The organism is Streptomyces sp. NPDC036984, assembly GCF_055607665.1.
In genome coordinates this window covers 333,564-355,283 of sequence record NZ_JBVJRL010000006.1, presented here as the reverse complement: position 1 = coordinate 355,283, position 21,720 = coordinate 333,564, and the positions used below count along the sequence as shown (strand labels likewise).

20 protein-coding genes, 1 tRNA gene and 1 pseudogene are annotated in these 21,720 nt (G+C 73.1%); 13 read left to right on the top strand and 9 right to left on the bottom strand.

The genetic code is table 11. The annotated features are described in order from the left end of the window. The first annotated feature begins 226 nt into the window (after positions 1-226). From ACZ7DL_RS15140 to ACZ7DL_RS15130, 3 genes are all read left to right on the top strand, one after another. Positions 227-1,201: a hypothetical protein gene (locus tag ACZ7DL_RS15140; protein ID WP_470774550.1), complete on the top strand. Its 975-nt coding sequence runs from the start codon at positions 227-229 to the stop codon at positions 1,199-1,201. A 105-nt stretch (positions 1,202-1,306) separates the two neighbouring features. Next, positions 1,307-2,047, top strand: coding sequence for a molybdopterin-dependent oxidoreductase (locus tag ACZ7DL_RS15135; protein WP_470774549.1), 741 nt, complete (start codon positions 1,307-1,309; stop codon positions 2,045-2,047). Next, positions 2,031-2,657 (top strand): cytochrome b/b6 domain-containing protein, encoded by a 627-nt coding sequence (locus ACZ7DL_RS15130; RefSeq protein ID WP_470774547.1) that lies wholly within the window; start codon positions 2,031-2,033, stop codon positions 2,655-2,657. The genes ACZ7DL_RS15135 and ACZ7DL_RS15130 overlap by 17 nt, the downstream gene beginning before the upstream one ends. 195 nt (positions 2,658-2,852) lie before the next feature. Here the strand turns inward: ACZ7DL_RS15130 and ACZ7DL_RS15125 are convergent, their stop codons facing one another. Both ACZ7DL_RS15125 and ACZ7DL_RS15120 read right to left on the bottom strand, forming a co-directional pair. Further along, positions 2,853-4,250 (bottom strand): GntP family permease, encoded by a 1,398-nt coding sequence (locus ACZ7DL_RS15125; protein ID WP_470774545.1) that lies wholly within the window; start codon positions 4,248-4,250, stop codon positions 2,853-2,855. Positions 4,251-4,287: 37 nt separating this feature from the next. Continuing rightward, entirely contained in the window at positions 4,288-4,806 is a 519-nt protein-coding gene (locus ACZ7DL_RS15120) for a gluconokinase (protein WP_470774543.1), read from the bottom strand. Between the two features lie 140 nt (positions 4,807-4,946). On the opposite strand from ACZ7DL_RS15120, the gene ACZ7DL_RS15115 reads away from it, so the two are divergent. Beyond that, complete coding sequence (locus ACZ7DL_RS15115) at positions 4,947-5,648, top strand: FadR/GntR family transcriptional regulator (protein ID WP_470774542.1); 702 nt, start codon at positions 4,947-4,949, stop codon at positions 5,646-5,648. A gap of 111 nt (positions 5,649-5,759) precedes the next feature. Here ACZ7DL_RS15115 and ACZ7DL_RS15110 read toward each other — a convergent pair whose 3' ends face one another. Further along, positions 5,760-6,134, bottom strand: coding sequence for a YchJ family protein (locus tag ACZ7DL_RS15110; protein WP_470774540.1), 375 nt, complete (start codon positions 6,132-6,134; stop codon positions 5,760-5,762). Between the two features lie 112 nt (positions 6,135-6,246). Between ACZ7DL_RS15110 and ACZ7DL_RS15105 the strand changes: the two genes are divergently transcribed. From ACZ7DL_RS15105 to ACZ7DL_RS15095, 3 genes are read left to right on the top strand one after another with little or no spacing between them, the layout of a single operon-like run. After that, a complete protein-coding gene (locus ACZ7DL_RS15105; RefSeq protein ID WP_470774538.1) occupies positions 6,247-6,558 on the top strand; it encodes a dsRBD fold-containing protein in 312 nt (103 codons plus the stop codon). Between the two features lie 12 nt (positions 6,559-6,570). After that, positions 6,571-7,875, top strand: a complete 1,305-nt coding sequence (locus ACZ7DL_RS15100) for a phosphoribosyltransferase family protein (protein ID WP_470774536.1) — start codon at positions 6,571-6,573, stop codon at positions 7,873-7,875. A gap of 9 nt (positions 7,876-7,884) precedes the next feature. After that, a complete protein-coding gene (locus ACZ7DL_RS15095) occupies positions 7,885-9,015 on the top strand; it encodes a CapA family protein (protein ID WP_470774534.1) in 1,131 nt (376 codons plus the stop codon). A gap of 10 nt (positions 9,016-9,025) precedes the next feature. On the opposite strand, the pseudogene polX reads toward ACZ7DL_RS15095, so the two are convergent. After that, positions 9,026-10,754, bottom strand: a pseudogene (polX, locus tag ACZ7DL_RS15090) (DNA polymerase/3'-5' exonuclease PolX). 63 nt (positions 10,755-10,817) lie between these two features. After that, positions 10,818-10,905, bottom strand: a tRNA-Leu gene (locus ACZ7DL_RS15085). Between the two features lie 216 nt (positions 10,906-11,121). Between ACZ7DL_RS15085 and ACZ7DL_RS15080 the strand changes: the two genes are divergently transcribed. From ACZ7DL_RS15080 to ACZ7DL_RS15070, 3 genes are all read left to right on the top strand, one after another. Continuing rightward, positions 11,122-12,447, top strand: coding sequence for a M20/M25/M40 family metallo-hydrolase (locus ACZ7DL_RS15080; RefSeq protein WP_470774532.1), 1,326 nt, complete (start codon positions 11,122-11,124; stop codon positions 12,445-12,447). 146 nt (positions 12,448-12,593) lie between these two features. Continuing rightward, complete coding sequence (locus ACZ7DL_RS15075; protein ID WP_470774530.1) at positions 12,594-12,824, top strand: chaplin; 231 nt, start codon at positions 12,594-12,596, stop codon at positions 12,822-12,824. 121 nt (positions 12,825-12,945) lie between these two features. Next, positions 12,946-13,902, top strand: a complete 957-nt coding sequence (locus ACZ7DL_RS15070; RefSeq protein WP_470774529.1) for a chaplin — start codon at positions 12,946-12,948, stop codon at positions 13,900-13,902. An 86-nt stretch (positions 13,903-13,988) separates the two neighbouring features. On the opposite strand, the gene ACZ7DL_RS15065 is transcribed toward ACZ7DL_RS15070, so the two are convergent. Beyond that, positions 13,989-14,177, bottom strand: a complete 189-nt coding sequence (locus ACZ7DL_RS15065) for a DUF5703 family protein (RefSeq protein WP_043407302.1) — start codon at positions 14,175-14,177, stop codon at positions 13,989-13,991. A gap of 47 nt (positions 14,178-14,224) precedes the next feature. Here ACZ7DL_RS15065 and ACZ7DL_RS15060 point away from each other — a divergent pair, with 47 nt between their 5' ends. Next, the gene (locus ACZ7DL_RS15060; protein ID WP_470774527.1) at positions 14,225-14,923 is read left to right on the top strand and encodes a hypothetical protein; all 699 of its coding nucleotides are present in this window, start codon (positions 14,225-14,227) and stop codon (positions 14,921-14,923) included. Between the two features lie 131 nt (positions 14,924-15,054). On the opposite strand, the gene ACZ7DL_RS15055 is transcribed toward ACZ7DL_RS15060, so the two are convergent. Continuing rightward, the gene (locus tag ACZ7DL_RS15055) at positions 15,055-17,463 is read right to left on the bottom strand and encodes a helix-hairpin-helix domain-containing protein (protein ID WP_470774525.1); all 2,409 of its coding nucleotides are present in this window, start codon (positions 17,461-17,463) and stop codon (positions 15,055-15,057) included. Then, positions 17,460-18,443: an aldo/keto reductase gene (locus tag ACZ7DL_RS15050; RefSeq protein ID WP_470774523.1), complete on the bottom strand. Its 984-nt coding sequence runs from the start codon at positions 18,441-18,443 to the stop codon at positions 17,460-17,462. Before ACZ7DL_RS15050 ends, ACZ7DL_RS15055 begins: the two co-directional genes overlap by 4 nt. A 176-nt stretch (positions 18,444-18,619) precedes the next feature. On the opposite strand from ACZ7DL_RS15050, the gene ACZ7DL_RS15045 reads away from it, so the two are divergent. After that, a complete protein-coding gene (locus ACZ7DL_RS15045) occupies positions 18,620-19,675 on the top strand; it encodes an LLM class F420-dependent oxidoreductase (RefSeq protein WP_470774521.1) in 1,056 nt (351 codons plus the stop codon). Positions 19,676-19,900: 225 nt separating this feature from the next. Beyond that, the gene (locus tag ACZ7DL_RS15040; protein ID WP_470774519.1) at positions 19,901-20,689 is read left to right on the top strand and encodes a ferritin-like domain-containing protein; all 789 of its coding nucleotides are present in this window, start codon (positions 19,901-19,903) and stop codon (positions 20,687-20,689) included. A gap of 7 nt (positions 20,690-20,696) precedes the next feature. On the opposite strand, the gene corA is transcribed toward ACZ7DL_RS15040, so the two are convergent. Continuing rightward, positions 20,697-21,692 carry a magnesium/cobalt transporter CorA gene (corA, locus tag ACZ7DL_RS15035; protein ID WP_470774518.1) on the bottom strand — a complete coding sequence of 332 codons (996 nt, stop codon included), beginning with the start codon at positions 21,690-21,692 and terminating at the stop codon, positions 20,697-20,699. Positions 21,693-21,720: the final 28 nt, after the last annotated feature.

Below are 21,720 nucleotides of genomic sequence, written 5' to 3'. Positions count from 1 at the left end.
ACAGAAGCCCGGGGCGTACGGCCCGGAAAGCCATGGCATACGCCACAGGAAATCCCCGGAAGCCACGCGGCCGTGGCCCGGCCCACCTGCGCCTGAGGGTCCAAGTTCCTTGCGGGGACCGGAAGTTGAAGCCGGTAACACCACCGTTCCGCTTGACGCCACCGTTGGCTGAGGGTTTGCTGTGCGTGATCGGTCGATGGCAGCCCGAGAAACAGGAAGCCTTGCGGTGCCCCCTTCCCCGCCTCTGCTCGGCGCTCGCCGGGCCCTCACGGACCCGTCCGGCGCGACCGCCCAGGACGACTTCGGTGCCTTCGACGCCGCCCTCGACGACGCGGAACTGCGCACCGCCCGGGCCGCGCTGGCCCAAGGCCGCCGGCAGTCCGCCCGCGCCCTGCTCGTGCACACCGGCGACGACTGGGACCGCCGCGGCCACCGCCTCACCGTGCTCGCCCAGGACCCCTACGCCGCCGCCTGGGCGAGCGACTGGCTGGCCGCCGAGCCCGGCTCCGCGGACGCGGCCGCGCTGTCGGCCCTGGCCCTGGTCCACCGCGCCCTGCGCGGCGAGGAGGAACCCGACCGGGCCCGCGAGGTCTGCGACACGGCCGCCGCGCTCGCCCCCTCCGACCCCACTCCCTGGCTGGGCCGGATGCTGCTCGCCCGCGCCCTCGGCCCGGAGCGCGAGCTGCTCGGCGTCTTCGCCGAGCTGTGCCGCCGCCACCCCGAGCACCACCACGCCCACCACCTGCTGATCGCGCGCCTCGCCGAACGGCCCGGGGGCGGCCGGACCGAGGCCCACGAGGTGTACGACCTCGCCGAGCTGGCCGCGGCCGAGGCCCCCGCCGACTCCCCGCTGGCGGTCCTGCCGGTCGTCGCGTACGCCGAGCGCTACCGGGTCCTCGCCGCCACCGGCCTGACCCCGGCCGACCCGGCCGCCTCCGGGCACTGGTCCGGCCCCCGGGCCCGGCGCATTCTGCGCGCCTCCTTCGACTGGTGGCTGGAGTGGGAGCACGACGAGCACCCGCGCCGCCACATCGACCTCAACCACCTCACGTTCGCCCTGTCCTGTGCCGGCCGCCCGGCCGAGGCCGCCGCCCTGTTCCGGCGCATCGGCGCGCACGCCACACCGGCGCCCTGGTCGTACGTGCACCGCGACCCCCTGGCGGCCTTCCACGCGGCCCGCACCCGCGCCCTCGGGCAGTGAGCGACCCGGCTCCGCGCGACGTACTCATGGAAGAAGTCATTACGGAACCCTGACCGGCGACCCGATTCCCTGGCCCCGAGCGGCCCCGAGTGCTCGAATGAACGCGTGAACCCTGAACGATCCGAGGCACAGGAACACGAGCAGGACGGCCGGCCGATCGGCCGCCGCGTCTTCCTCGGCACCCTCGGCCTGGGCGCCCTCGGCGTGGCCGCGGCGCCCGCGCTCCAGCGGGGCCTCGAAGGTTTCCTCGGCAGCGTGGCGGGCGACGACCCGACGGGTCTGACCGGCCTGCTGCCAGGCGGCGGCGGCTTCCGTTACTACTCCGTCGCCGCCTCCGTCCCACACCGGACGGCGGCGGACTACCGCCTCACCATCGACGGCCTGGTCGACCACCCGCGTGCCTACACCCTCGCCGAACTGCGCGCCCTGCCGCAGACCCGGCTGGTCAGGGATGTGCAGTGCGTCACCGGCTGGCGGGTGCCCGGCACCCCCTTCGAGGGCGTACGCCTCTCCCGGCTGCTCGACGCGGCCGGCGTCCGCCCCTCCGCCAGGGCCCTCCGCTTCACCTGCTTCGACGGCACCTACACCGAGAGCCTCACCCTCGACCAGGCCCGCCGCCCGGACGTCCTGGTCGCCCTGCGCATGCAGGACAAGAACATCGGCCACGACCACGGCGGCCCGGCCCGCCTCTATGTCGCCCCCATGTACTTCTACAAGTCGGCCAAGTGGCTCACCGGCATCACGGTCACGGACCGGGTGAAGCCCGGCTACTGGGAGAAGCTCGGCTACGACGTGGACGCCTGGGTCGGCCGCTCGAACGGACGGACCGATGAGCCTACGAGCTGAGACCCCGGCCCCGCCGAGCGCCCGCGTCCAGCGCTTCACCCGGGCCGAACGCCGGGTGCACCGCGCGACGGCCGGGCTGATGGGCGTGTGCGTGCTGACCGCGGCCGTCCTCTACATCCCGCAGCTGGCGGTCCTGGTCGGCCGCCGTGCGCTGGTCGTCCGCGTCCACGAGTACGCCGGCCTCGTCCTGCCGCTGCCGGTCCTGCTCGGCCTGGCCTCCCGCGCCTTCCGCGCCGACCTGCGCTTCCTCAACCGCTTCGGCCCGCACGACCGGGTCTGGCTGCGCGCCGCCCTGCGCCGCGACAAACGCCCTGACGCCCGCCCCGCCGGCAAGTTCAACGCCGGCCAGAAGATCTACGCCGCCTGGATCGCCGGTGCGACCCTGGTCATGCTCGGCACGGGTCTGATGATGTGGTTCACCCACGTCACCCCGCTTTTGTGGCGCACCTCGGCGACCTTCGTCCACGACTGGCTGTCCCTGACGATCGGCGTGGTCCTGGCAGGCCACATCGGCATGGCCCTGGGGGACCCGGAGGCCCGTAAGGGGCTGCGGACGGGTCTGGCGAGCGAGGACTGGGCGAAGCGGGAGCACCCCTTGTGGCGCCCCTGACGGCAGTTGGCCCCCGCGCGGCCCGCCGTCCCGGGACCGGCGGGCCGACGGCGCCTCGAAGGGCGCCGACGCGGGGTAACCGGAAGCTACGCCTCCGAGAGGAAAAAGGGAAGCCCCGTCCAGGGCGAGGCCGAGGCTCGGGCTGGACCCGGTGACCAGGGCCGTACGGCCGCTGATGTCGAAGAGCTCGTACCCCTAGATGATCAGTGAGAGGAGCAGGACCAGGCCGCCCGCGACCACCGAGATGATCGTCTCCATCACCGACCAGGTCTTGACGGTCTGCCCGACACTCAGCCCGAAGTACTCCTTCACCAGCCAGAAACCGGCGTCGTTGACATGGCTGAAGAAGAGCGAGCCCGCGCCGATGGCGAGGACGAGGAGGGCCGCGTGCGTGGTCGACATGTCGGCCGCGAGCGGCGCGACCAGGCCGGCCGCCGAGACCGTCGCCACCGTCGCCGAGCCGGTCGCCAGCCGGATCGCCACCGCGATCAGCCAGGCCAGCAGCAGCGCGGGGATCGACCAGTCCTTGGAGACGTCCAGGATCATCTGGCCCACACCGGAGTCGATCAGCGTCTGCTTGAAGCCGCCGCCCGCGCCGACGATCAGCAGGATGCCGGCGATGGGTATGAGGCCCTTCTCGACCGTCTGCTGGAGCCGTTCCTTGCCGAACCCGGCGGGCCGGCCCAGCGTGAAGAAGCCGACGAGCACGGCGGCGAGCAGCGCGACCAGCGGAGAACCGATGACGTCGAAGACGCGCTGGGTGGTGTTCGCGGGGTCGTCGACGACGATGTCCACCAGTGCCTTGGCCAGCATCAGCACCACCGGCAGCAGCACCGTGGCGAGCGTCGCGGCGAAGCCCGGACGGCGCTCCAGCGCCTGTGAGGCGCGCTGCGGCAGCATCCGGTCGGGTGCCGGGACGTCCACCCAGCGGGCCGCCACCTTGGAGAACAGCGGACCGGCGATGATCACCGTCGGGATGGCGACCAGGATGCCGAGCGCCAGGGTCACGCCCAGATTGGCCCCCACCGCGTCGATCGCGACGAGCGGGCCGGGGTGCGGGGGGATCAGGCCGTGCATCACGGACAGGCCGGCGAGCGCCGGGATGCCGATGCGCATCAGGGAGTAGTTGCCGCGCTTGGCGACCATCAGCACGACCGGGATCAGCAGCACGATGCCGACCTCGAAGAACAGCGGCAGGCCGATCACGGAGGCGATCAGCACCATCGCCCACGGCATCGCCCGGCCACCGGCCTTGGCGAGGATCGTGTCGACGATCTGGTCGGCGCCGCCGGAGTCGGCGAGCAGCTTGCCCAGGATCGCCCCGAGCGCGATCAGGACGCCGACGCCGGCCACGGTGGAGCCGAGCCCGGTGGTGAAGCTGGTGATGGCCTTGTCGAGCGGTGCGCCGGCGACCGCCCCTAGCGCCAGTGACCCGATGGTCAGCGCCAGGAAGGCATGGAGCTTGAACTTGGTGATGAGCAGGACGATGACGGCGATGCCCACCAGGACGGCGATGCCCAGCTGGGCGTGTCCGGCGGAGGTGATCGGCGGAGGTGCGTCCGCTGCCAGCATCTCGACGCTGAGTCTGGTCACGGGGGTTCCCTTGCGGTTACGGGGACTTTTTCGGGGGCTACGCGGATGCGGCGGGAAGAGCGTCCAGCGCCTGCACGGCGCGCTCGGTGATCTCCTCCGGGCTGCCGCTGACGTCCACGGCGACGCCCGCCTCGTCCGGCTCCAGCGGCTGGAGCGCGGCGAACTGGGAGTCCAGCAGAGCGGTCGGCATGAAGTGACCCTGCCGCTGCGACATCCGCTCCTCGATCAGCTGCCGGTCGCCCGTGAGGTGCAGGAACACGATCCCGGGGGCCACGGTCCGGAGCCGGTCGCGGTACGACCGCTTCAGCGCCGAACTGCTGACCACCCCGCCCCGTCCGGCCCGGCCGTGCGCCCAGTGCCCGATGGCGTCCAGCCACGGCCACCGGTCGGCGTCGTCGAGCGGGGTCCCGGCCGACATCTTGTCGATGTTGGCCTGCGGGTGGAAGTCGTCGCCCTCGGCGTACGGGACGCCCAGCCGCGCGGCGAGCAGGGGACCGATCGTGGTCTTGCCCGTCCCCGCGACGCCCATCACGACGACGACCTGGGGGGTTCGCATCACTGCCTCGCTGTCTTCCTCGACATCCGACGCCACTGCGGCGTCGCCACACTGAAACCCATTAGGTACGACTAATTCAAGAGCGTGTGACATATAAGTCTGACTTTTTGGCTCTGTGATCCAGGTCGTACGCTGAGTGCATGACCACACCGGGCCGGGGGCTGCACGGCCATGTACTGGACACCCTCGGCCCCGCGATCACAGCGGGCGAGTACCCGCCGGGCAGCGTGCTGCGGACCGACGAGCTGGCACAGCACTTCGCGGTCTCACGCTCCGTGATGCGCGAGGCGGTCCGCGTGCTCGAGTCCATGCACCTGGTCGAGTCCCGCCGCCGCGTGGGCGTCACGGTCCGCCCCAAGGCCGAGTGGAACGTCTACGACCCGCAGGTCATCCGCTGGCGCCTGGCCGGCGCCGACCGCCCGCACCAGCTGCGCTCGCTCACCGTGCTGCGCTCCGCGGTCGAACCCGTCGCGGCGGGCCTCACCGCCCAGCACGCCACGGCCGAGCAGTGCGCGGAACTCACCGAGTGCGCGCTCGGCATGGTGGCCAACTCACGCGGCCACAGGCTGGAGGAGTACCTGGTCCACGACGTCGCCTTCCACCGGGTCATCCTCACCGCCTCGGGCAACGAGATGTTCGCCCGCCTCGGCGACGTCGTCGCCGAGGTGCTGGCCGGCCGCACCCATCACGAGGTCATGTTCGAGGACCCCGACCCCGCGGCCGTCACCCTGCACGTGCGGGTGGCCGAGGCGGTCCGTGCGGGCGACGCGGCCCGCGCGGAGGAACTGACCAGGGAGATCACGGTGGGCGCCCTGCGCGAGCTGGACGTCCTGGCGCCCTGATACTCCAGTGCCCCGGTGTGCTGTGCCCCCCTCGCCGGCCGGGGAATGCACTCGGCCCGGACACCGAGCCGGAGTTCGGCCGGGGCCGGCTCTCCGGCGCCGGCCGGCCCGTCAGTCCAGGAACTCCCCGTCCACGTACACCCATGCCCCGGCCACCCGCTCGAACCGGCTGCGCTCGTGCAGCGAACCGCCCCGGTAGGAGGCGCGGAAGGTCACGGTGCCCGTGGTGTGGAAGGCCGACCCGTCGGTGGTGTCCAGGATCTCCAGGCCCGTCCACTTCATCCGGGGGTCGAGGTCCAGCCGCTCGGGCCGGGTCCGCGGATGCCAGGTGCGCAGCAGATACCCCGCGTCCCCCTTGACGAACGCGCTGTACCGCGAGCGCATCAGCAGCTCCGGGGTCGGCGCGCCCGCGGCGCCCGCGTGGAAACGGCCGCAACAGGCGTCGTAGGGCTGGGGGAGTCCACAGGGGCAGGTACGCGAGGTCATGGCCCACATTCTGCCCGCACCAGGGGAGGCGTCCGCCTGCGGCGGGGTGCACAGTGGAAGTGCCGGACCGGTGCACCGAGCCGGGCCCCGGCACTGGGAGGCGAGACGGACGATGACCCGACCCGTGAGCAGCCGGCCGCCGGCCGTGAAGGAGTGGCGGCTGAACGTGTACCTGTCCGAGCACGATCCGGACACCACGGCCCGGATCGTCCTGGACACCGGCGACAACGTCCTGGAGAGCCACGCGGAGGCCCGCCGGAACCCCTATGACCCGGCGATGCCGGAGATCGGCGACGAACTCGCCGCCGGACGCGCGCTCATCGCCATGGGCCGCATGCTGCTGCGCGCCGCCGACGGCGACATGAAGGCGACCGGAGCGGCCGACACCGACGGCCCCGTGCCGCTCTGGCTGCCCAGGGAATGACGAGGCGGCACCGTGCTCTTCAGAGACCGCACCGAAGCGGGACGCCGGCTCGGCGCCCGCCTGGAATACCTGCGCGGCCAGGACGTCGTGGTGCTCGGTCTGCCGCGCGGCGGAGTGCCCGTCGCCGCGGAGGTCGCCGAGGCACTCGACGCCCCCCTCGACGTCTGCCTGGTGCGCAAACTCGGCGTGCCGTACCAGCCGGAACTGGGCATGGGGGCGATCGGCGAGGACGGCGTACGCGTGATCAACCAGGAGGTGCTGCGGGGAACCGGCAGCACCGAGGCCGACCTCGCCCGGGTCGAGGAGGACGAACGCCGGGTGCTCCAGCACCGGGCCGCCCGCTACCGCGGCCAGGCACCCCCCGTCTCCGTCGCCGGCCGGACCGCCCTGGTGGTGGACGACGGCGTGGCCACCGGCTCCACCGCGCGGGCCGCCTGCCGGATCGCCCGGGCCCGGGGCGCCGCCCGCATCGTGCTCGCGGTCCCGGTGGCCCCGCAGGACTTCGCCCGGCGACTGGGCGGGGACGCCGACGAACTGGTCTGCCTGGACACCCCCTGGGACTTCGCCGCGGTCGGCCAGTTCTACGCCGACTTCACCCAGGTCGGCGACGAGGAGGTCACCGCCTGTCTGCACCGGGCCGCGAGCCACTACCGGCACACCGCGGGCGCCGTGGCCACGGACCGGGAGGTGACGGTGCCGGCCGGTGCCGTGCGGCTGGGCGGACGGCTCACCCTGCCCGACGGAGCCACCGGCGTCGTGGCCTTCGCCCACGGCAGCGGCAGCAGCCGGCACAGCCCGCGCAACCGGTTCGTGGCCGAGGGGCTGCACCGGGCCGGCCTCGGCACCCTGCTGTTCGACCTGCTCACCGACGAGGAGGAGCGCGACCGGGAGAACGTGTTCGACATCGGCCTGCTGGCCGGCCGGCTGCTGGACGCCACCCGCTGGCTGCGCGAGGAACCGGACGTCGAGGGGCTCGCCATCGGCTACTTCGGCGCCAGCACCGGCGCGGCCGCCGCCCTGTGGGCCGCCGCCGAACCCTCGGCACAGCCCGCCGCGGTCGTCTCCCGCGGCGGCCGGCCCGACCTCGCCGGACCCCGGCTGCCCGCGGTGACCGCTCCCACCCTGCTCGTCGTGGGCGGCGCCGACTCGCAGGTCCTGGAGCTCAACCGGGAGGCACAGGCCCGTCTGCGGTGCGAGAGCCGGCTGGAGATCGTCCCCGGTGCCACCCACCTCTTCGAGGAACCCGGCACCATGGAGCGGGTGACCGAAGTGGCCCGCGACTGGTTCACGGACCACATGGCACCCGCGCACGTCTAGGCGCCGGCCATGCGCGAGGACACCGTCACCCTGTTCCTCGCGGGTGACGTCATGCTCGGCCGGGGCGTCGACCAGATCCTCCCGCACCCCGGCGACCCCGCCCTGCGGGAGGACTACGTGCACGACGCCCGGGACTACGTCGCCCTGGCGGAGGCCGCGAACGGGCCGATACCCCGGCCCGTGCCCCCCGCCTGGCCCTGGGGCGAGGCGCTGCCCCTCCTGGACCGCGCCGCGCCGGACGTTCGGGTGATCAACCTGGAGACCGCCGTCACCGGGGACGGCGACTTCGCCCCGGGCAAGGGCGTCCACTACCGCATGCACCCCGCCAACCTGCCCTGCCTCGCCGCGGCCCGCCCCGACGTCTGCGCCCTGGCCAACAACCACGTGCTCGACTTCGGCCCGCTCGGCCTCACGGAGACGCTGGACCGCCTCGCGGCGGCCGCGCTGCGCACCGCCGGAGCGGGCCGCGACGCGGTCACCGCCTGGCGCCCGGCCACCGTCCCGCTGCCGCGGGGCGGCCGCGTCCTGGTCTTCGCCTTCGGCATGCCGTCCAGCGGCATCCCGCACAGCTGGGCCGCCACCGCCGAACAGCCCGGCGTGGCCTTCGTCCCCGCACCGACCGCGGCCGCCGCGCAGGACTTCGCCGACCGCCTGCGGCAGGTGGAGCGGCCGGGAGACCTCGTCGTCGCCTCCGTCCACTGGGGCCCCAACTGGGGCTACACCGTCCCCCGCGACGAGGTCCGCTTCGCCCACGCCCTCGTCGACGCGGGCGCCGACGTCGTCCACGGCCACTCCTCGCACCACCCGCGCCCGCCCGAGGTCTACCGGGACCGACTCGTGCTGTACGGCTGCGGCGACCTCGTCGACGACTACGAGGGCATCGGCGGCTACGAGCGCTACCGGGACGACCTGCGGTTGCTGTACCTGGCCTCGCTGGAGCGCGGCACCGGCCGGCTGACCGGCCTGCGCATGGTGCCCCTCCGGTCGCGCCGGATGCGCCTGGAGCGCGCGTCGGCCGCGGACACCGACTGGCTGCGCACCGTCCTGGACGGGCACACCCGGGACTTCGGCACCCGAGTCGAGCAGCGGGACGACGGCACCTTGACGGTACGGCCGCTGCGCACCGGCGCGGCCCGGTGAGCGCGCGGTCTCACCCTCGGCCGCTCTTGCGCAGGAACCGGCGCAGCCGGGTCAGCGGCCAGGTGTTGATCACATCGTCCCGGGTGAGCCAGCCGCGCTGCGCGGTTCCGACGCCGTAGCGCAGCTGGCCCAGGTGCGGCACGGAGTGCGCGTCGCTGTTCACGGCGAACCGCACCCCGTGCTCCCTGGCCCGCAGGATGTCCTCGTCGCGCAGGTCCAGCCGGTCCGGCTGGGCGTTGACCTCCAGCGCGGTGCCGGTGCGCGCGCACGCGGCGAACACCGCGTCCCAGTCGGCGTCCACGCCCGGCCGCTTGCCGATCAGCCGGGTGGTCGGGTGCCCGATGATGTTGACGTACGGATGCTCGCAGGCCCGCACCAGCCGCCGTGTCATCGCCGTGCGGCCCAGGTCGAAGTGCGAGTGCAGCGACGCCACGCACAGATCGAAACCGGCAAGGAACTCCGCCGGCCAGTCCACGTCGCCGTCCGGAGCGATGTTCAGCTCCGTGCCGTGCAGCAGCCGCATCCGCCGCCGGGTGCCGTCCAGCTCCCGCAGCCGCTCCCGCTGGGCGAGGATCTTCTCGTCCGTCATGCGCTGCATGTACAGGTCGGGCGCGTGGTCGGTGACCGCGTAGTACGCGTACCCGCGCTCGGCGGCGGCCTCCACCATCGTCTCCAGCGGGGCCAGACCGTCCGTGAGATCGGTGTGCGTGTGCAGATCGCCGCGGATGTCCCGCCCCGTCACCACCTCGGGCAGCTCCCCGTGCAGCGCCGCCTCGATCTCCCCGCGGTCCTCGCGCAGCGCCGGCGGTATCCACGGCAGACCGAGCCGCGCGTACACCTCCTCCTCGGTGCGGGACGCGACCGACTCCCCGCTCCCGGTGTCGAACACGCCGTACTCGGAGAGCTTCAGCCCCTGGTGCACGGCGATGGTCCGGGTCCGGATGTTGTGCGCCTTGGAGCCGGTGAAGTACTGCATCGCCGCGCCCCACGACTCCGGCGGCACCACCCGCAGGTCGACCTGGAGCCCCTTGGCGGTGCGCACCGACGTCTTCTTCGTGCCCCGCGCGATCACCTCGGCGGTGACCGGCAGCGCGCACAGCGCGTCCATGAACGGCTCCGAGCGCTTCGCCGCGACCAGCACGTCCAGGTCCCCGACGGTCTCCCGCATCCGGCGCAGCGAACCGGCGTACGCACAGCGCCTGCACCCCGGCACGCCGGACAGCTCGGCGACGATCTGCTCGGCGGTGTCCAGCGCCAGCGACAACGGCACCCGGGCGCCCGCCCGCTGGAGCAGCTCGATGCCGTGCCGGATGTTGTCCTGCGTCTTCTCACCGAAGCCCTTCAGATCGGCCAGCGCGTCCGCCTCGATGGCCGCGGCCAGCTCGCTCACCGACGAGATGTGCAGGTCCTCGTAGAGCCGCAGCGCCTTCTTCGGGCCAAGGGTCGGAATGGTGATCAGCTCGCGCACCCCCGCGGGGATCTTCGCGCGGCGCTCCTCGACCACCGCCATCTTCCCCGTACGCAGATACTCGGCCACCTTGTCGGCGATCGACCGGCCCACATTCGGGATCTCCCGCAGCCCGTCGGCGTCCAGCGCGGAGATGTCGGCCGGATACCCGCCGATCGCCCGCGCCGCCTTCTCGTAGGCGCGCGCCTTGAAGGCGTCACCTCCGGTGATCGCGATGAGGTCGGCATACTCCCGACAGAAGCGCCTCGACCTCGTCGTTGGGCCGGGCCACCCCTCAAGTCTAGGAAGCCGTGCGGGGGCATGCGAAAGGCCCCCGCCGGAGCAGGGGCCTTGCTGGTGTCCGAGGGGGGACTTGAACCCCCACGCCCGATAAAGGGCACTAGCACCTCAAGCTAGCGCGTCTGCCATTCCGCCACCCGGACAAGGTGTCTGTCGTGCGGGGTTTCCCTTTCGGCGGGGTTTCCCTCGCGGCGACGAAGGAAACATTACCAGGCTTTCGGAGGTGGCTGATCACCCCCCGTCCCGGGACCGGGTCCCGCGTGAACGGCGTGTGACGGGCCGGGAGCGGCCTTGGGCCCCGGGCCGGACCGGAGGGAGGATGAGGAGGACCACCAGCAGTGACAGCGGGAGGAAGCAGCGTGAGCGAGACGGGCACGGCCGGCAGCGTCACCGGCGAGGACGAGGTCGTGGACCTCTGCCGCGAGCTGATCCGGTTCGACACCAGCAACTACGGCGACCACTCCGGCCCCGGCGAGCGCAAGGCCGCCGAGTGGGTCGCCGAGAAGCTCGCCGAGGTCGGGCTGGAGCCGAAGATCTACGAGTCGCACCCGGGCCGCGCCTCCACGGTGGCCCGTATCGAGGGCGAGGACCCGTCCCGGCCCGCCCTGCTGATCCACGGCCACCTGGACGTCGTACCGGCCAACGCCGTCGACTGGACCCACCACCCGTTCTCCGGCGAGGTCACCGACGGGTGCGTGTGGGGGCGCGGGGCCGTCGACATGAAGGACATGGACGCGATGACCCTCGCGGTCGTCCGCGACCGGCTGCGCAGCGGGCGCCGCCCCCCGCGCGACATCGTGGTCGCCTTCCTCGCCGACGAGGAGGCGGGCGGCACGTACGGCGCCCGCTACCTGGTCGACAACCACCCCGAGCTGTTCGAGGGCGTCACCGAGGCGATCAGCGAGGTCGGCGGCTTCTCCTTCACGGTGAACGAGCAGCGGCGGCTCTACCTGATCCAGACGGCCGAGAAGGGCATGCACTGGATGAAGCTGACCGTGGCCGGGACCGCCGGGCACGGCTCGATGATCCACCGCGACAACGCCATCACCGAGCTGTCCGAGGCCGTCGCCCGGGTGGGCCGGCACACGTTCCCGGTGCGGGTCACCAAGACCACCCGGGCCTTCCTCGACGAACTGGGCGACGCGCTCGGCACCGAGCTGGACCCGGAGGACATGGAGTCCACCCTCGCCAAGCTCGGCGGCATCGCCAAGCTGATCGGCGCGACCCTGAGCAACACCGCCAACCCCACCCAGCTGAACGCCGGCTACAAGGTCAACGTCATCCCGGGCGAGGCCACCGCGCACCTCGACGGACGGTTCCTGCCCGGCCACGAGGAGGAGTTCCTCGCCGACCTCGACCGGCTCCTCGGCCCGAGGGTCCGCCGCGAGGACGTCCACTCCGACAAGGCGCTGGAGACCAGCTTCGACGGCGCCCTGGTGGAGGCCATGCAGGCCGCGCTGCTCGCCGAGGACCCGACCGCCAAGGCGATCCCGTACATGCTCTCCGGCGGCACCGACGCCAAGTCCTTCGACGACCTCGGCATCCGCGGCTTCGGCTTCGCCCCGCTGAAGCTGCCGCCGGAGCTGGACTTCGCCGGCATGTTCCACGGCGTGGACGAGCGGGTGCCGGTGGACGGGCTGCAGTTCGGTGTGCGGGTGCTTGACCGATTCATCGACGCGTCATAAGACCCTGTCCTCAGGTAATCGGTCGGTCGTACGAGATCGACTGAGAAGGGTGAATCCGACCATAAGCTCGTAGCTCCATTACTCCCTCCTCGTTACAGGTGATGCGATCCCGCACCTGGGGGCCGCATTGCCAACTAGGAGGAAAAATGATCAAGAAGATCGTCGCTGCTGCGGCTGCCACCGGTGGACTGCTTCTCGCGGGCGCGGGCCTCGCCGTTGCCGACGCCGGCGCCCAGGGTGCCGCCGTGAACTCCCCGGGTGTCGCTTCCGGCAACGTCGTCCAGGTGCCCGTGCATGTTCCGGTGAACGCCTGTGGCAACACGGTCGACGTGATCGGGCTCCTGAACCCCGCCTTCGGCAACGCCTGCTTCAACTAGTGACACCGGCTCCCTGAGGGGGCGTCTTGTGTGAGCCGGCCGGCCTCGGAGCGAGCGCCATGTGTTCCCGGGCCGACCGGCCTTTCGAGAAACGAAGCATGGAAGGCAGGGGGAAATCAGCATGCGACAGGGCACCCGCAAGGGCCTGATGACCATGGCCGCCGCGACCGGCGTGATCGCCGCCGCGAGCGGCTACGCACACGCCGACGCGGGCGCGGCCGGCACCGCCGCCGGCTCACCCGGCGTACTGTCCGGCAACACCGTGCAGGTGCCGGTGCACGCGCCGGTGAACGTCTGCGGCAACACCGTGAACGTCGTCGGGCTCCTCAACCCGTCGGTGGGCAACAAATGCGCCAATCACGACGGAACTTCGGGGGGCGGCCACAGCGGCTCCGGCGGCTCGCACGCGGGCGGCAGCACCGGCGGCTCGCCGGGCGTCGGCTCCGGCAACACCGTGCAGGTGCCGGTGCACGCGCCGGTGAACGTCTGCGGCAACACCGTGAACGTCGTCGGGCTCCTCAACCCGTCGGTGGGCAACAAATGCGCCAATCACGACGGAACTTCGGGGGGCGGCCACAGCGGCTCCGGCGGCTCGCACGCGGGCGGCAGCACCGGCGGCTCGCCGGGCGTCGGCTCCGGCAACACCGTGCAGGTGCCGGTCGACGTCCCGGTGAACGTCTGCGGCAACAGCGTCGATGTCGTCGGGGCCGGCAACGCCACCACAGGCAACGACTGTGCCAACGGCGGCGGGCACGACAGCCGGCCGCCGGGCGGCGAGCCCGGCAACCCGCCCGGAAAGCCCGGCCACCCCGGACACCCGGGCCACCCCGGACACCCGGGGCAGCCCGGCCACCCGGGGCATCCGGGGACGCCTGGCCACCCTGGCAACCCCGGCCACCCCGGTCACACGGGTCACGCGGGGGACCACGGCGCGTCCCGGGTCAGGGCGCAGGCGGACCGCTCCGCCCAGCTCGCGCACACGGGAAGTGAGATGCCGCTCGGCATCGCCCTGCCGGCCGCCGCGGGCGCGCTGCTCGCCGGCGCGGCGCTCTACCGCAAGGCGCGGGCCGCGGCCTGACACCGGCGGGTACGACCGCCGTACCGCCCGGAAAACGGGGCGGGCCCTGCCATGCCGGCGGGGCCCGCTCCGTTGGTCGTCCTGCGTCACCACGTGGCTCGCACTTGGCGGATGATCCGCCGGCGCAACCGCACCTTGCGGCTGCCGTCGCGCAGCAGGCTCAGTCGGTCCAACTCCCAGTGTCCGTACTCGGCATGGTCCGTCAGCAGACGCGTCGCCTCCTTGCGGGAGACCCCGCGAGGTACGTACACGTCGACAAATTCGTATTCCGGCATCGCATCTATTGTGCGGGCTGGTGCCCGGTACGGATAGCGTCTGCACTATGTCTGATGCTGCGCAGCCCACCGCTGCCGAGGTACGCGCCGCCGCCGAGGCCGTCAAGACCGCGCTCGACCGTCATCTGGCCGCGGTCGAACGCCGGTCCGGGGAGGACGACCCGGCCGTCTCCGAGGCGTTCAACCAGCTGGCCGCTGCCGCCGAGGCGTACGACGAGCTGCTCTACGACCGTTTCGACGAGGTCACGCCCTTCGAGATCCCCGCTGCGGAGGAGACGCTGCCGCCGTACGCGGGTCCCGAGGAACCGAACGCGATCAGCGTGCTGATCCGCCGCGACTACACCGTGGCCGAACCCCAGCGACTGCTGGCGCAGGCCCATCGCGTCGAGGCGGCGGAGTACGACGACGGCGCGGACGACGACGATGCCGCCGGGACCGTCCCCGGAGCACTGGGCATCCTCTTCGGCGAGTTCGAACCGGACGAGATCGCCTCCCGGCACAAGGAGTTCGGCCTGGAGGAGGGCGATTCCACGCTGTGGGTCACCGCGGCGGAGGAGCCGCCCGAGGCCGGGGAGTGGCTGGAGGCGCCGTTCGAGCACGTCGATCCGCAGGGGGTGGTGTGCCGGTTCGACGTGAGCGCGCTGTTCGACGACGACGTCTCCGACGCTGAGGACGGGGACGAGGAGGATCTCGAGTTCGTCGAGGACGACGACGAGGACTTGGAGCCGCTCGACGCCGAGAAGTGAGCGGAGACGGGAGCGGGGCGGCGGTGCCGTAGGGCCTGAGGCCGGTACGGCACCGCCGGAATCCGCCGGCGTGGCTGATCTCCGTTGCGGCGGAAAGGGAAGACGGCCCACCGCAGACGCGGCGGAAAGAGTCAGGCTTCCTGCGTGCGCAGCAACGTCTGCAAGCGGGTCGTGCGGGGCTTGGCCGGGACCTCCGCGACCGCCCTCGGCAGGGCCTGCTCCACACCGTGCACCACGGACAGGTGCCGTTCCGCCCGGCCGAACGCCGTGTACACCCAGGGGCGGCTGAGGGCCTGCGCGGCGTCGCCGGGCAGGACCACGACCGCCGCCGGCCAGCGGGCGCCCACCGCCTGGTGCGCGGTCAGCGCCCAGCCGTGCCGGACGCAGCTCTCCACCCGCTCCCGCGGTACGACGACGGGGGTGCCCGCGCACGTCAGGTGCAGTCCCTCGGCGTCGGCCTTCACCACCACGCCCGGCACCGTGCGGCCCGGCGCGGGGGAGTAGGCGACCCGGTCGCCGGGGTCGAAGCCGCCGAACCGGCCGGGGCCGGGGTTCAGGCGCTCCTTCAGCGCGGAGTTGAGGGCGCGGGTGCCCGCGGCGCCGCCGTGGCCCGGGGTGATCACCACGGTCTGGTCGGGCGGGACGCCGATCGCCCGCGGCACCGAGTCCGCGACCAGCTGCACCGTCCGGTGCACGGCCTCGCCCGCGTCCCGCACCGGCACGATCACGATCTCCTTGCCGGGAGCCGCAACCTGGTTCAGCTCGCCGACTCCGACGCCGGAGACCAGCTCGCCGATCGGGCCCGGGTCCGCGACGCGGGAGGCGGTCACCGGGCAGACCCGGGCCGCGAGCAGGTCGGCGAAGACCCGGCCGGGGCCGGCCGGCCCCAGCACTGCCGGGTCTCCGCTGAGCACCAGCCGGGCGCCGTCCGGCAGCGACTCCACCAGCATCGCGGCGCTCTCCACGTCGAGCTGGGGGGCGTCCAGCACGATCAGCAGGTCGAGTTCCAGGGCGCCGTCCGCGTCCCGGCCCGGGCCCTCGGCACCGGACAGCAGACCGGCGACCGTGCCCACGCCCCGCTCCCCGGGCTCCCCGCCCGGCAGCGCGGCCAGGCGCCGGCTCCCGTCCGGCGTGTGGCAGGCGGCGAAGGCCCGCAGGCCGGCGGTGCGGGCGGCACCGAGCAGCGCGGCCGGTTCGGCGCGGGCCGCCTCCGCGCCGGTGTGCAGCACCAGGCCGTGCCCGGCGACCGCGCGGGCCAGCTCGGCCGCACCGCCGGACATTCCGGCCGCGACCGCCTCCCAGCGCTGCGCGTCCTCCTCGGCCGGGGAGTTGACCAGCCGGGCCAGGCCGTCGGCGAGGCTCTCCTCGGCCAGCGCGTACCGCTCCAGGCCGACGAGGACCCGGACCGGCCGTTCCTGCTCCTCGTCGGTGTCCTGGGGCGCGGCGGCGCCGGGCTCCTCCAGGGCGTCCTGGAAGACCAGCGCCGCACCCTCGGCGAGCGTGTCCTGCACCGCCGCGTCCGGGTCCGGCACGCCCTGCCGGCCCAGCGCCGCGGTGAGCGCGGACAGTTCCAGCGCGGTGTGCCCGGCGACGGCGGCCTGCTCCAGCAGCCAGCCGGTCACCGCGCGGCCCCGCCGCTCGTCGTCCGGTCCGCAGCCGGCGCCGAGCAGCGCCCGCGCGAAGCCGTCGGCCTGCTCCGGCCGTACGCCGCCGACCCGCAGCAGCTGCCAGGGGTCCTCGCGGAGCGCGGTGCCGGCGTTCTCGCCGAGGACCGCGGTGACCTGGGGGGCCAGGGTGTCGGGCGCGCCGCCCTCGGCCAGCACGCGGCGCACGGCGTCGACGGCCTGCGGTGCGGGGGCGCTGGGCGCGGCCGGGGCGGGCTCGGGCCTGCGCACCGGCTCCGGGGCGGGGCGGCGCGGTGCCGGTGCGGGCTCGGCGAACACCGCGGCCACCGGCTTCTCGCCGCTCTCCACGGCCCGGACCGCCGCGAGCAGGTCGGCCGCCTTGCCGCTGAGCTTGGCGCCGCTGGCGATCGGGCCGCTCTTCTCGGCCTTGCGCCGCTCGATCCGCTCCCGCTCGAGCCGCTGTGCGGCCAGCTCGGCCTCCACCTCGGACATCTCGGCCGGCCCGGCCGTGCCACCGTCCGCGTCGCCGGTGCCCTCCGCGCCGGCTGCACCGTCCGCGCCGGCTGCACCGTCCGCGCCGGCTGCACCGTCCTCGTCGACTGCACCCTCAGCGCCGTCCGTACCCTCCCCGGCGTCCCCGGCGTCCCCGGCGTCCCCGGCGTCCCCGGCCTCCGCCCCGCCGGGGTGCTCGACGTCGTCGGCCTGCTCGGTGCCGCAGGCCTTCTCCGGGCCCTCGGCGGCCTCCGGGCCCTCGGCGGCCTCCGGGCCCTCCTCCATGCCCTCGGTCTTCTCCGGGCCTTCCGTCTTCTCCAGGCCCTCGGCCGCGACGCCCCCGTCGGTGCCTTGGTCCGGGGTCTCACGGGTGTCCGGCGCCCCCGGCCCGGCGTCCTCCGTGGTCTCCGGCTGCGTGCTCACAGCGTGCTCCAGTCGTGATCGGGGTAGCGGTGCACGGGCGCCGACACATCGTCCAGCGCCCGGCAGATCTCGTCAGGAAGACTAAGGGCCTCCACTGACAACGCCGCCGTGAGCTGCTGCGCGTTGCGCGCGCCGACGATCGGGGCGGCCACTCCGGGCCGGTCCCGGACCCAGGCGAGGGCCACCTGGAGCGGGGTGACCGCGAGCCCGTCGGCGGCCGTCGTCACCGCGTCCACGATCCGGGTCGCCGTGTCGTCCAGGTACGGCTCGACGAACGGCGCGAGGTGCTCGGAGGCGCCGCGCGAGTCCGGGGGAGTGGCGTGCCGGTACTTGCCGGTCAGTACGCCCCGGCCGAGCGGGGAAGAGGGCAGCAGACCCACGCCGAGATCGAGCGCGGCAGGCAGCACCTCGCGCTCCACGCCCCGCTGGAGCAGCGAGTACTCCATCTGCGTGCTGGCCAGCCGGGTGCGGGTGCCCGGCGCCGCGAGCTGCCAGGTGGCCGCCTTGGCCAGCTGCCAGCCGCAGAAGTTGGACACCCCGGCGTACCGGGCGCGGCCGCTGCTCACCGCGAGGTCGAGGGCCTGGAGCGTCTCCTCCAGCGGGGTGCCGGGGTCGAAGGCGTGGACGTGCCACACGTCGACGTACTCCGTGCCCAGGCGGGCCAGGGAGGCGTCGAGCGCGGCGAGCAGATGGCCGCGGGAGCCGTCGAAGCGGCGGTCGGGGTCCGGGACGCTGCCCGCCTTGGTCGAGATGACCAGGTCCCGGCGCGCCACCAGGCCGTCCATGAGCCGCCCGAGCAGATACTCCGCCTGGCCGTCGCCGTACACGTCCGCCGTGTCGACGAGGGTGCCGCCGGCCTCCCAGAACGCCTTCAGCATGTCCGCGGCGTCGTGCTCGTCGGTGTCCCGGCCCCAGGTGAGGGTGCCGAGTCCGATGCGGGACACACGCAGGCCGGTACGGCCGAGATGCCTCTGCTCCATGCCCGCGAGATTACTGGCCAGAACCGGTGCGGTGGGTTGCCTGTGGACAACTCGACCGGCCCTGCGCGGCACGCGTGATCCGCCCCCCATCCCGGGCCACGCCCTGCCCCCGGCGCGCGCCTCCGCGCTAAGGTCTGCGCCACAGGGACGTTACTCATGGGTAAGGGGAATCGGCCATGAAGCTCGGACTCAACCTCGGCTACTGGGGTGCCGGAATGGACGGCGACAACCTGGCCGTGGCGCAGGAGGCCGACCGGCTGGGCTACGCGGTGTGCTGGGCCGCCGAGGCGTACGGCTCCGACGCGGCCACGGTGCTCAGCTGGGTCGCCGCGCAGACCGAGCGCATCGACGTCGGTTCGGCCATCTTCCAGATCCCGGCCCGGCAGCCCGCGATGACCGCGATGACCGCGGCCACGCTCGACTCGCTGTCCGGCGGCCGGTTCCGGCTCGGCCTCGGCGTCTCCGGCCCGCAGGTCTCCGAGGGCTGGTACGGCGTCAGGTTCGACAAGCCGCTGGCCCGCACCCGCGAGTACGTGGAGATCGTCCGCAGGGCGATGAGCCGGGAGCGGCTGACGTACGAGGGTGAGCACTGGACGCTGCCGCTGCCCGGTGGACCCGGCAAGCCGATCAAGCTGACCGTGCATCCGCAGCGCGAGCACATCCCGCTCTACATCGCCGCGATCGGCCCGAAGAACCTGGAGCAGACCGGCGAGATCGCCGACGGCGCGCTGCTGATCTTCCCCTCCGCCGAGCACCTGGAGGAGACCACGATCTCGTACCTGCGCGCCGGCCGGGAGAAGGCGGGCCTGACGCTCGACGGCTTCGACGTGTGCCCGACCGTGCCGCTCGCGGTCGGTGACGACAAGGACGTGCCCCGGCTCGCGGACACCTTCCGGCCGTACACCGCGCTCTACGTCGGCGGCATGGGCAGCGCCAAGCAGAACTTCTACAACAAGCTCGCGCAGCGCATGGGATACGAGAAGGAGGCCGCCGACATCCAGCAGAAGTACCTGTCCGGGGACAAGCAGGGCGCCGCGGCCGCGATCCCGCACGACCTCATCGACAAGACCACGCTGCTGGGCTCGGTCGACCGCATCGCCGACCGGATGAAGGCCTACGCCGCCGCCGGGGTCACCACCCTCAGCCTGGCCCCGGCCGGCTTCACGCTGGAGGAGCGGATCGCCTCCCTGCGGGCCGGCAGCGAGGCCCTGGAGCGCGCCGGGCTCGCGTAAGGGAAGTCAGCGGCCGTGGTGGGGGCTCGGGGGTCTTCCCCGCCACGGCCGTCACGGGGAACAACGCGCCCGGCGCCGCGCGGTTACGACCCCCGCGGCCCTTCTTTCACGACGCCCGACGTCCTTCGTTCGGCCGAGCCGGACCGCACCCCTGTTGCGGCTCCCCTCTGTCCGTATTTGACTCGTTCTTTACGGAAACGTGCGGAGCGGGGAGAGGTGTCTGCGATGCTTTCGGCCAAGCGTCTGTTCCAGGAGATCCTCGACACCGACGACTCCTTCCGGCTCTTCTGCTCCATAGCCGCCAGCGGGGAGTCCCAGGGCGGCTGGGAGAACGGCCGGATCGCCGCACTGGTACCGCGAAGCGAGCGCGCCCTCGCCCCGAAGATCACCCGGCACGGCGCCGACGAGGACAAGCACGGGCGCCTCTTCCACGCCCTGCTGAGCAAGCGCGGCCTCACCCCCGTCCCCGTCCCGCCCGAGACCGACTACACGATGCTCCTGGAACGGCGCGGCATCGGCCTCGCCCACGACAAGCTCCGCCGGGACGAACCGCTCACCGTGCGGGACATCATCGTCTACCTCGCGCACAGCCGGGTCACCGAACAGCGCGCCGCCGAGCAGATGACGATGCTCCGCACGCACTTCGCCGAGCACCCCGAGGTCGGCAAGGCCATCCGCATGATCTCGGACGACGAGGACAACCACCTCGCCTACACCCACGAGGAACTGCTGCGCTTCGCCGCCGCCGGCCACGGCCGGCTGATCCAGCGCACCCTGCGTGAGTGCGCGCTCGCCGAGATCGCCGTCCACCGGGACGTCAGCCTCGCCGTCATGGCCCGCATGAGCCGTATCCTCGGCTGGCCGAAGGCCAAGTCCGCGCTGCTCACGGCCGGCATCCACGCCGCGTACGCCTACGAACGCCTCGCCGGCTGGCACCGCATGGTCACCCTCACCATGCCCGCCCGCCGCAACCCCCTCGGCGACCCCGCGGCGCCCGCCCCCGAGTACGCCTGAGCCGTCCTCACAGCCAGCCGCGCCGCTTGAACAGCCCGTACAGCAGCGCCACCAGCGCGACCATCAACAGGATCACCGCCGGGTAGGACCACACCCAGTGCAGCTCGGGCATGTGGTCGAAGTTCATGCCGTAGACCCCCGCGATCATCGTGGGGACCGCCGCCATCGCCGCCCAGGCGGAGATCTTCCGCATGTCGTCGTTCTGCCGCACGCTCATCTGCGCCAGGTGGGCCGAGAGGATGTCCGACACCAACCGGTCCAGAGCCTCCACGGACTCGTTCACGCGCATCAGGTGGTCGCCCACGTCCCGGAAGAACGGCCGCGCCTTGTCGTGCACGAAGGGCACCTCCGGGCCGAGCGCGCCGCTGCCGGCGAGCCGGTTCAGTGGCAGCGCCAGCGGCCCGGTGGCCCGCCGGAACTCCAGGATCTGCCGCTTGAAGGTGTAGATCCGCGACGCGGTGTTGCGGGAACCGCCGATCTCCGGCTGGAACACCTCCGCCTCCAGCTCGTCCAGATCGGTCTGGAGCTCCGTCGCCACCTCCAGATAGTGGTCGACGGTGGCGTCGGCGATCGCGTACAGCACGGCGGTGGGGCCCTTGTCGAGCATCTCCGGCTCGTCCTCCAGGCGGCGCCGCACGGCGGCCAGCGGCGAGCCCTCGCCGTGGCGGACGGTCACCACGAAACCGTCCCCGATGAAGACCATCACCTCGCCGGCCGAGACGGCATCGCTCTCGGGCTCGTACACGACCGGTTTCAGCACCATGAACAGCGAGTCGTCGTACACCTCCAGCTTGGGCCGCTGATGCGCCTTGAGCGCGTCCTCCACGGCCAGCGGGTGCAGCCCGAACTCGTGCGTGACCAGGCCGAACTCCCGCTCGGACGGCTCGTGCAGCCCGATCCACACGAAGCCGCCCACCGCCCTCGCCTCGGCGAGCGCGTCGGACAGGTCCTCCGGCCCCTCGGTACGGTGCCCGTGCCGGTAGACGGCGCAGTCGACGATCACGGAGCGCACTCTCCCTTCGTCCGTCCCT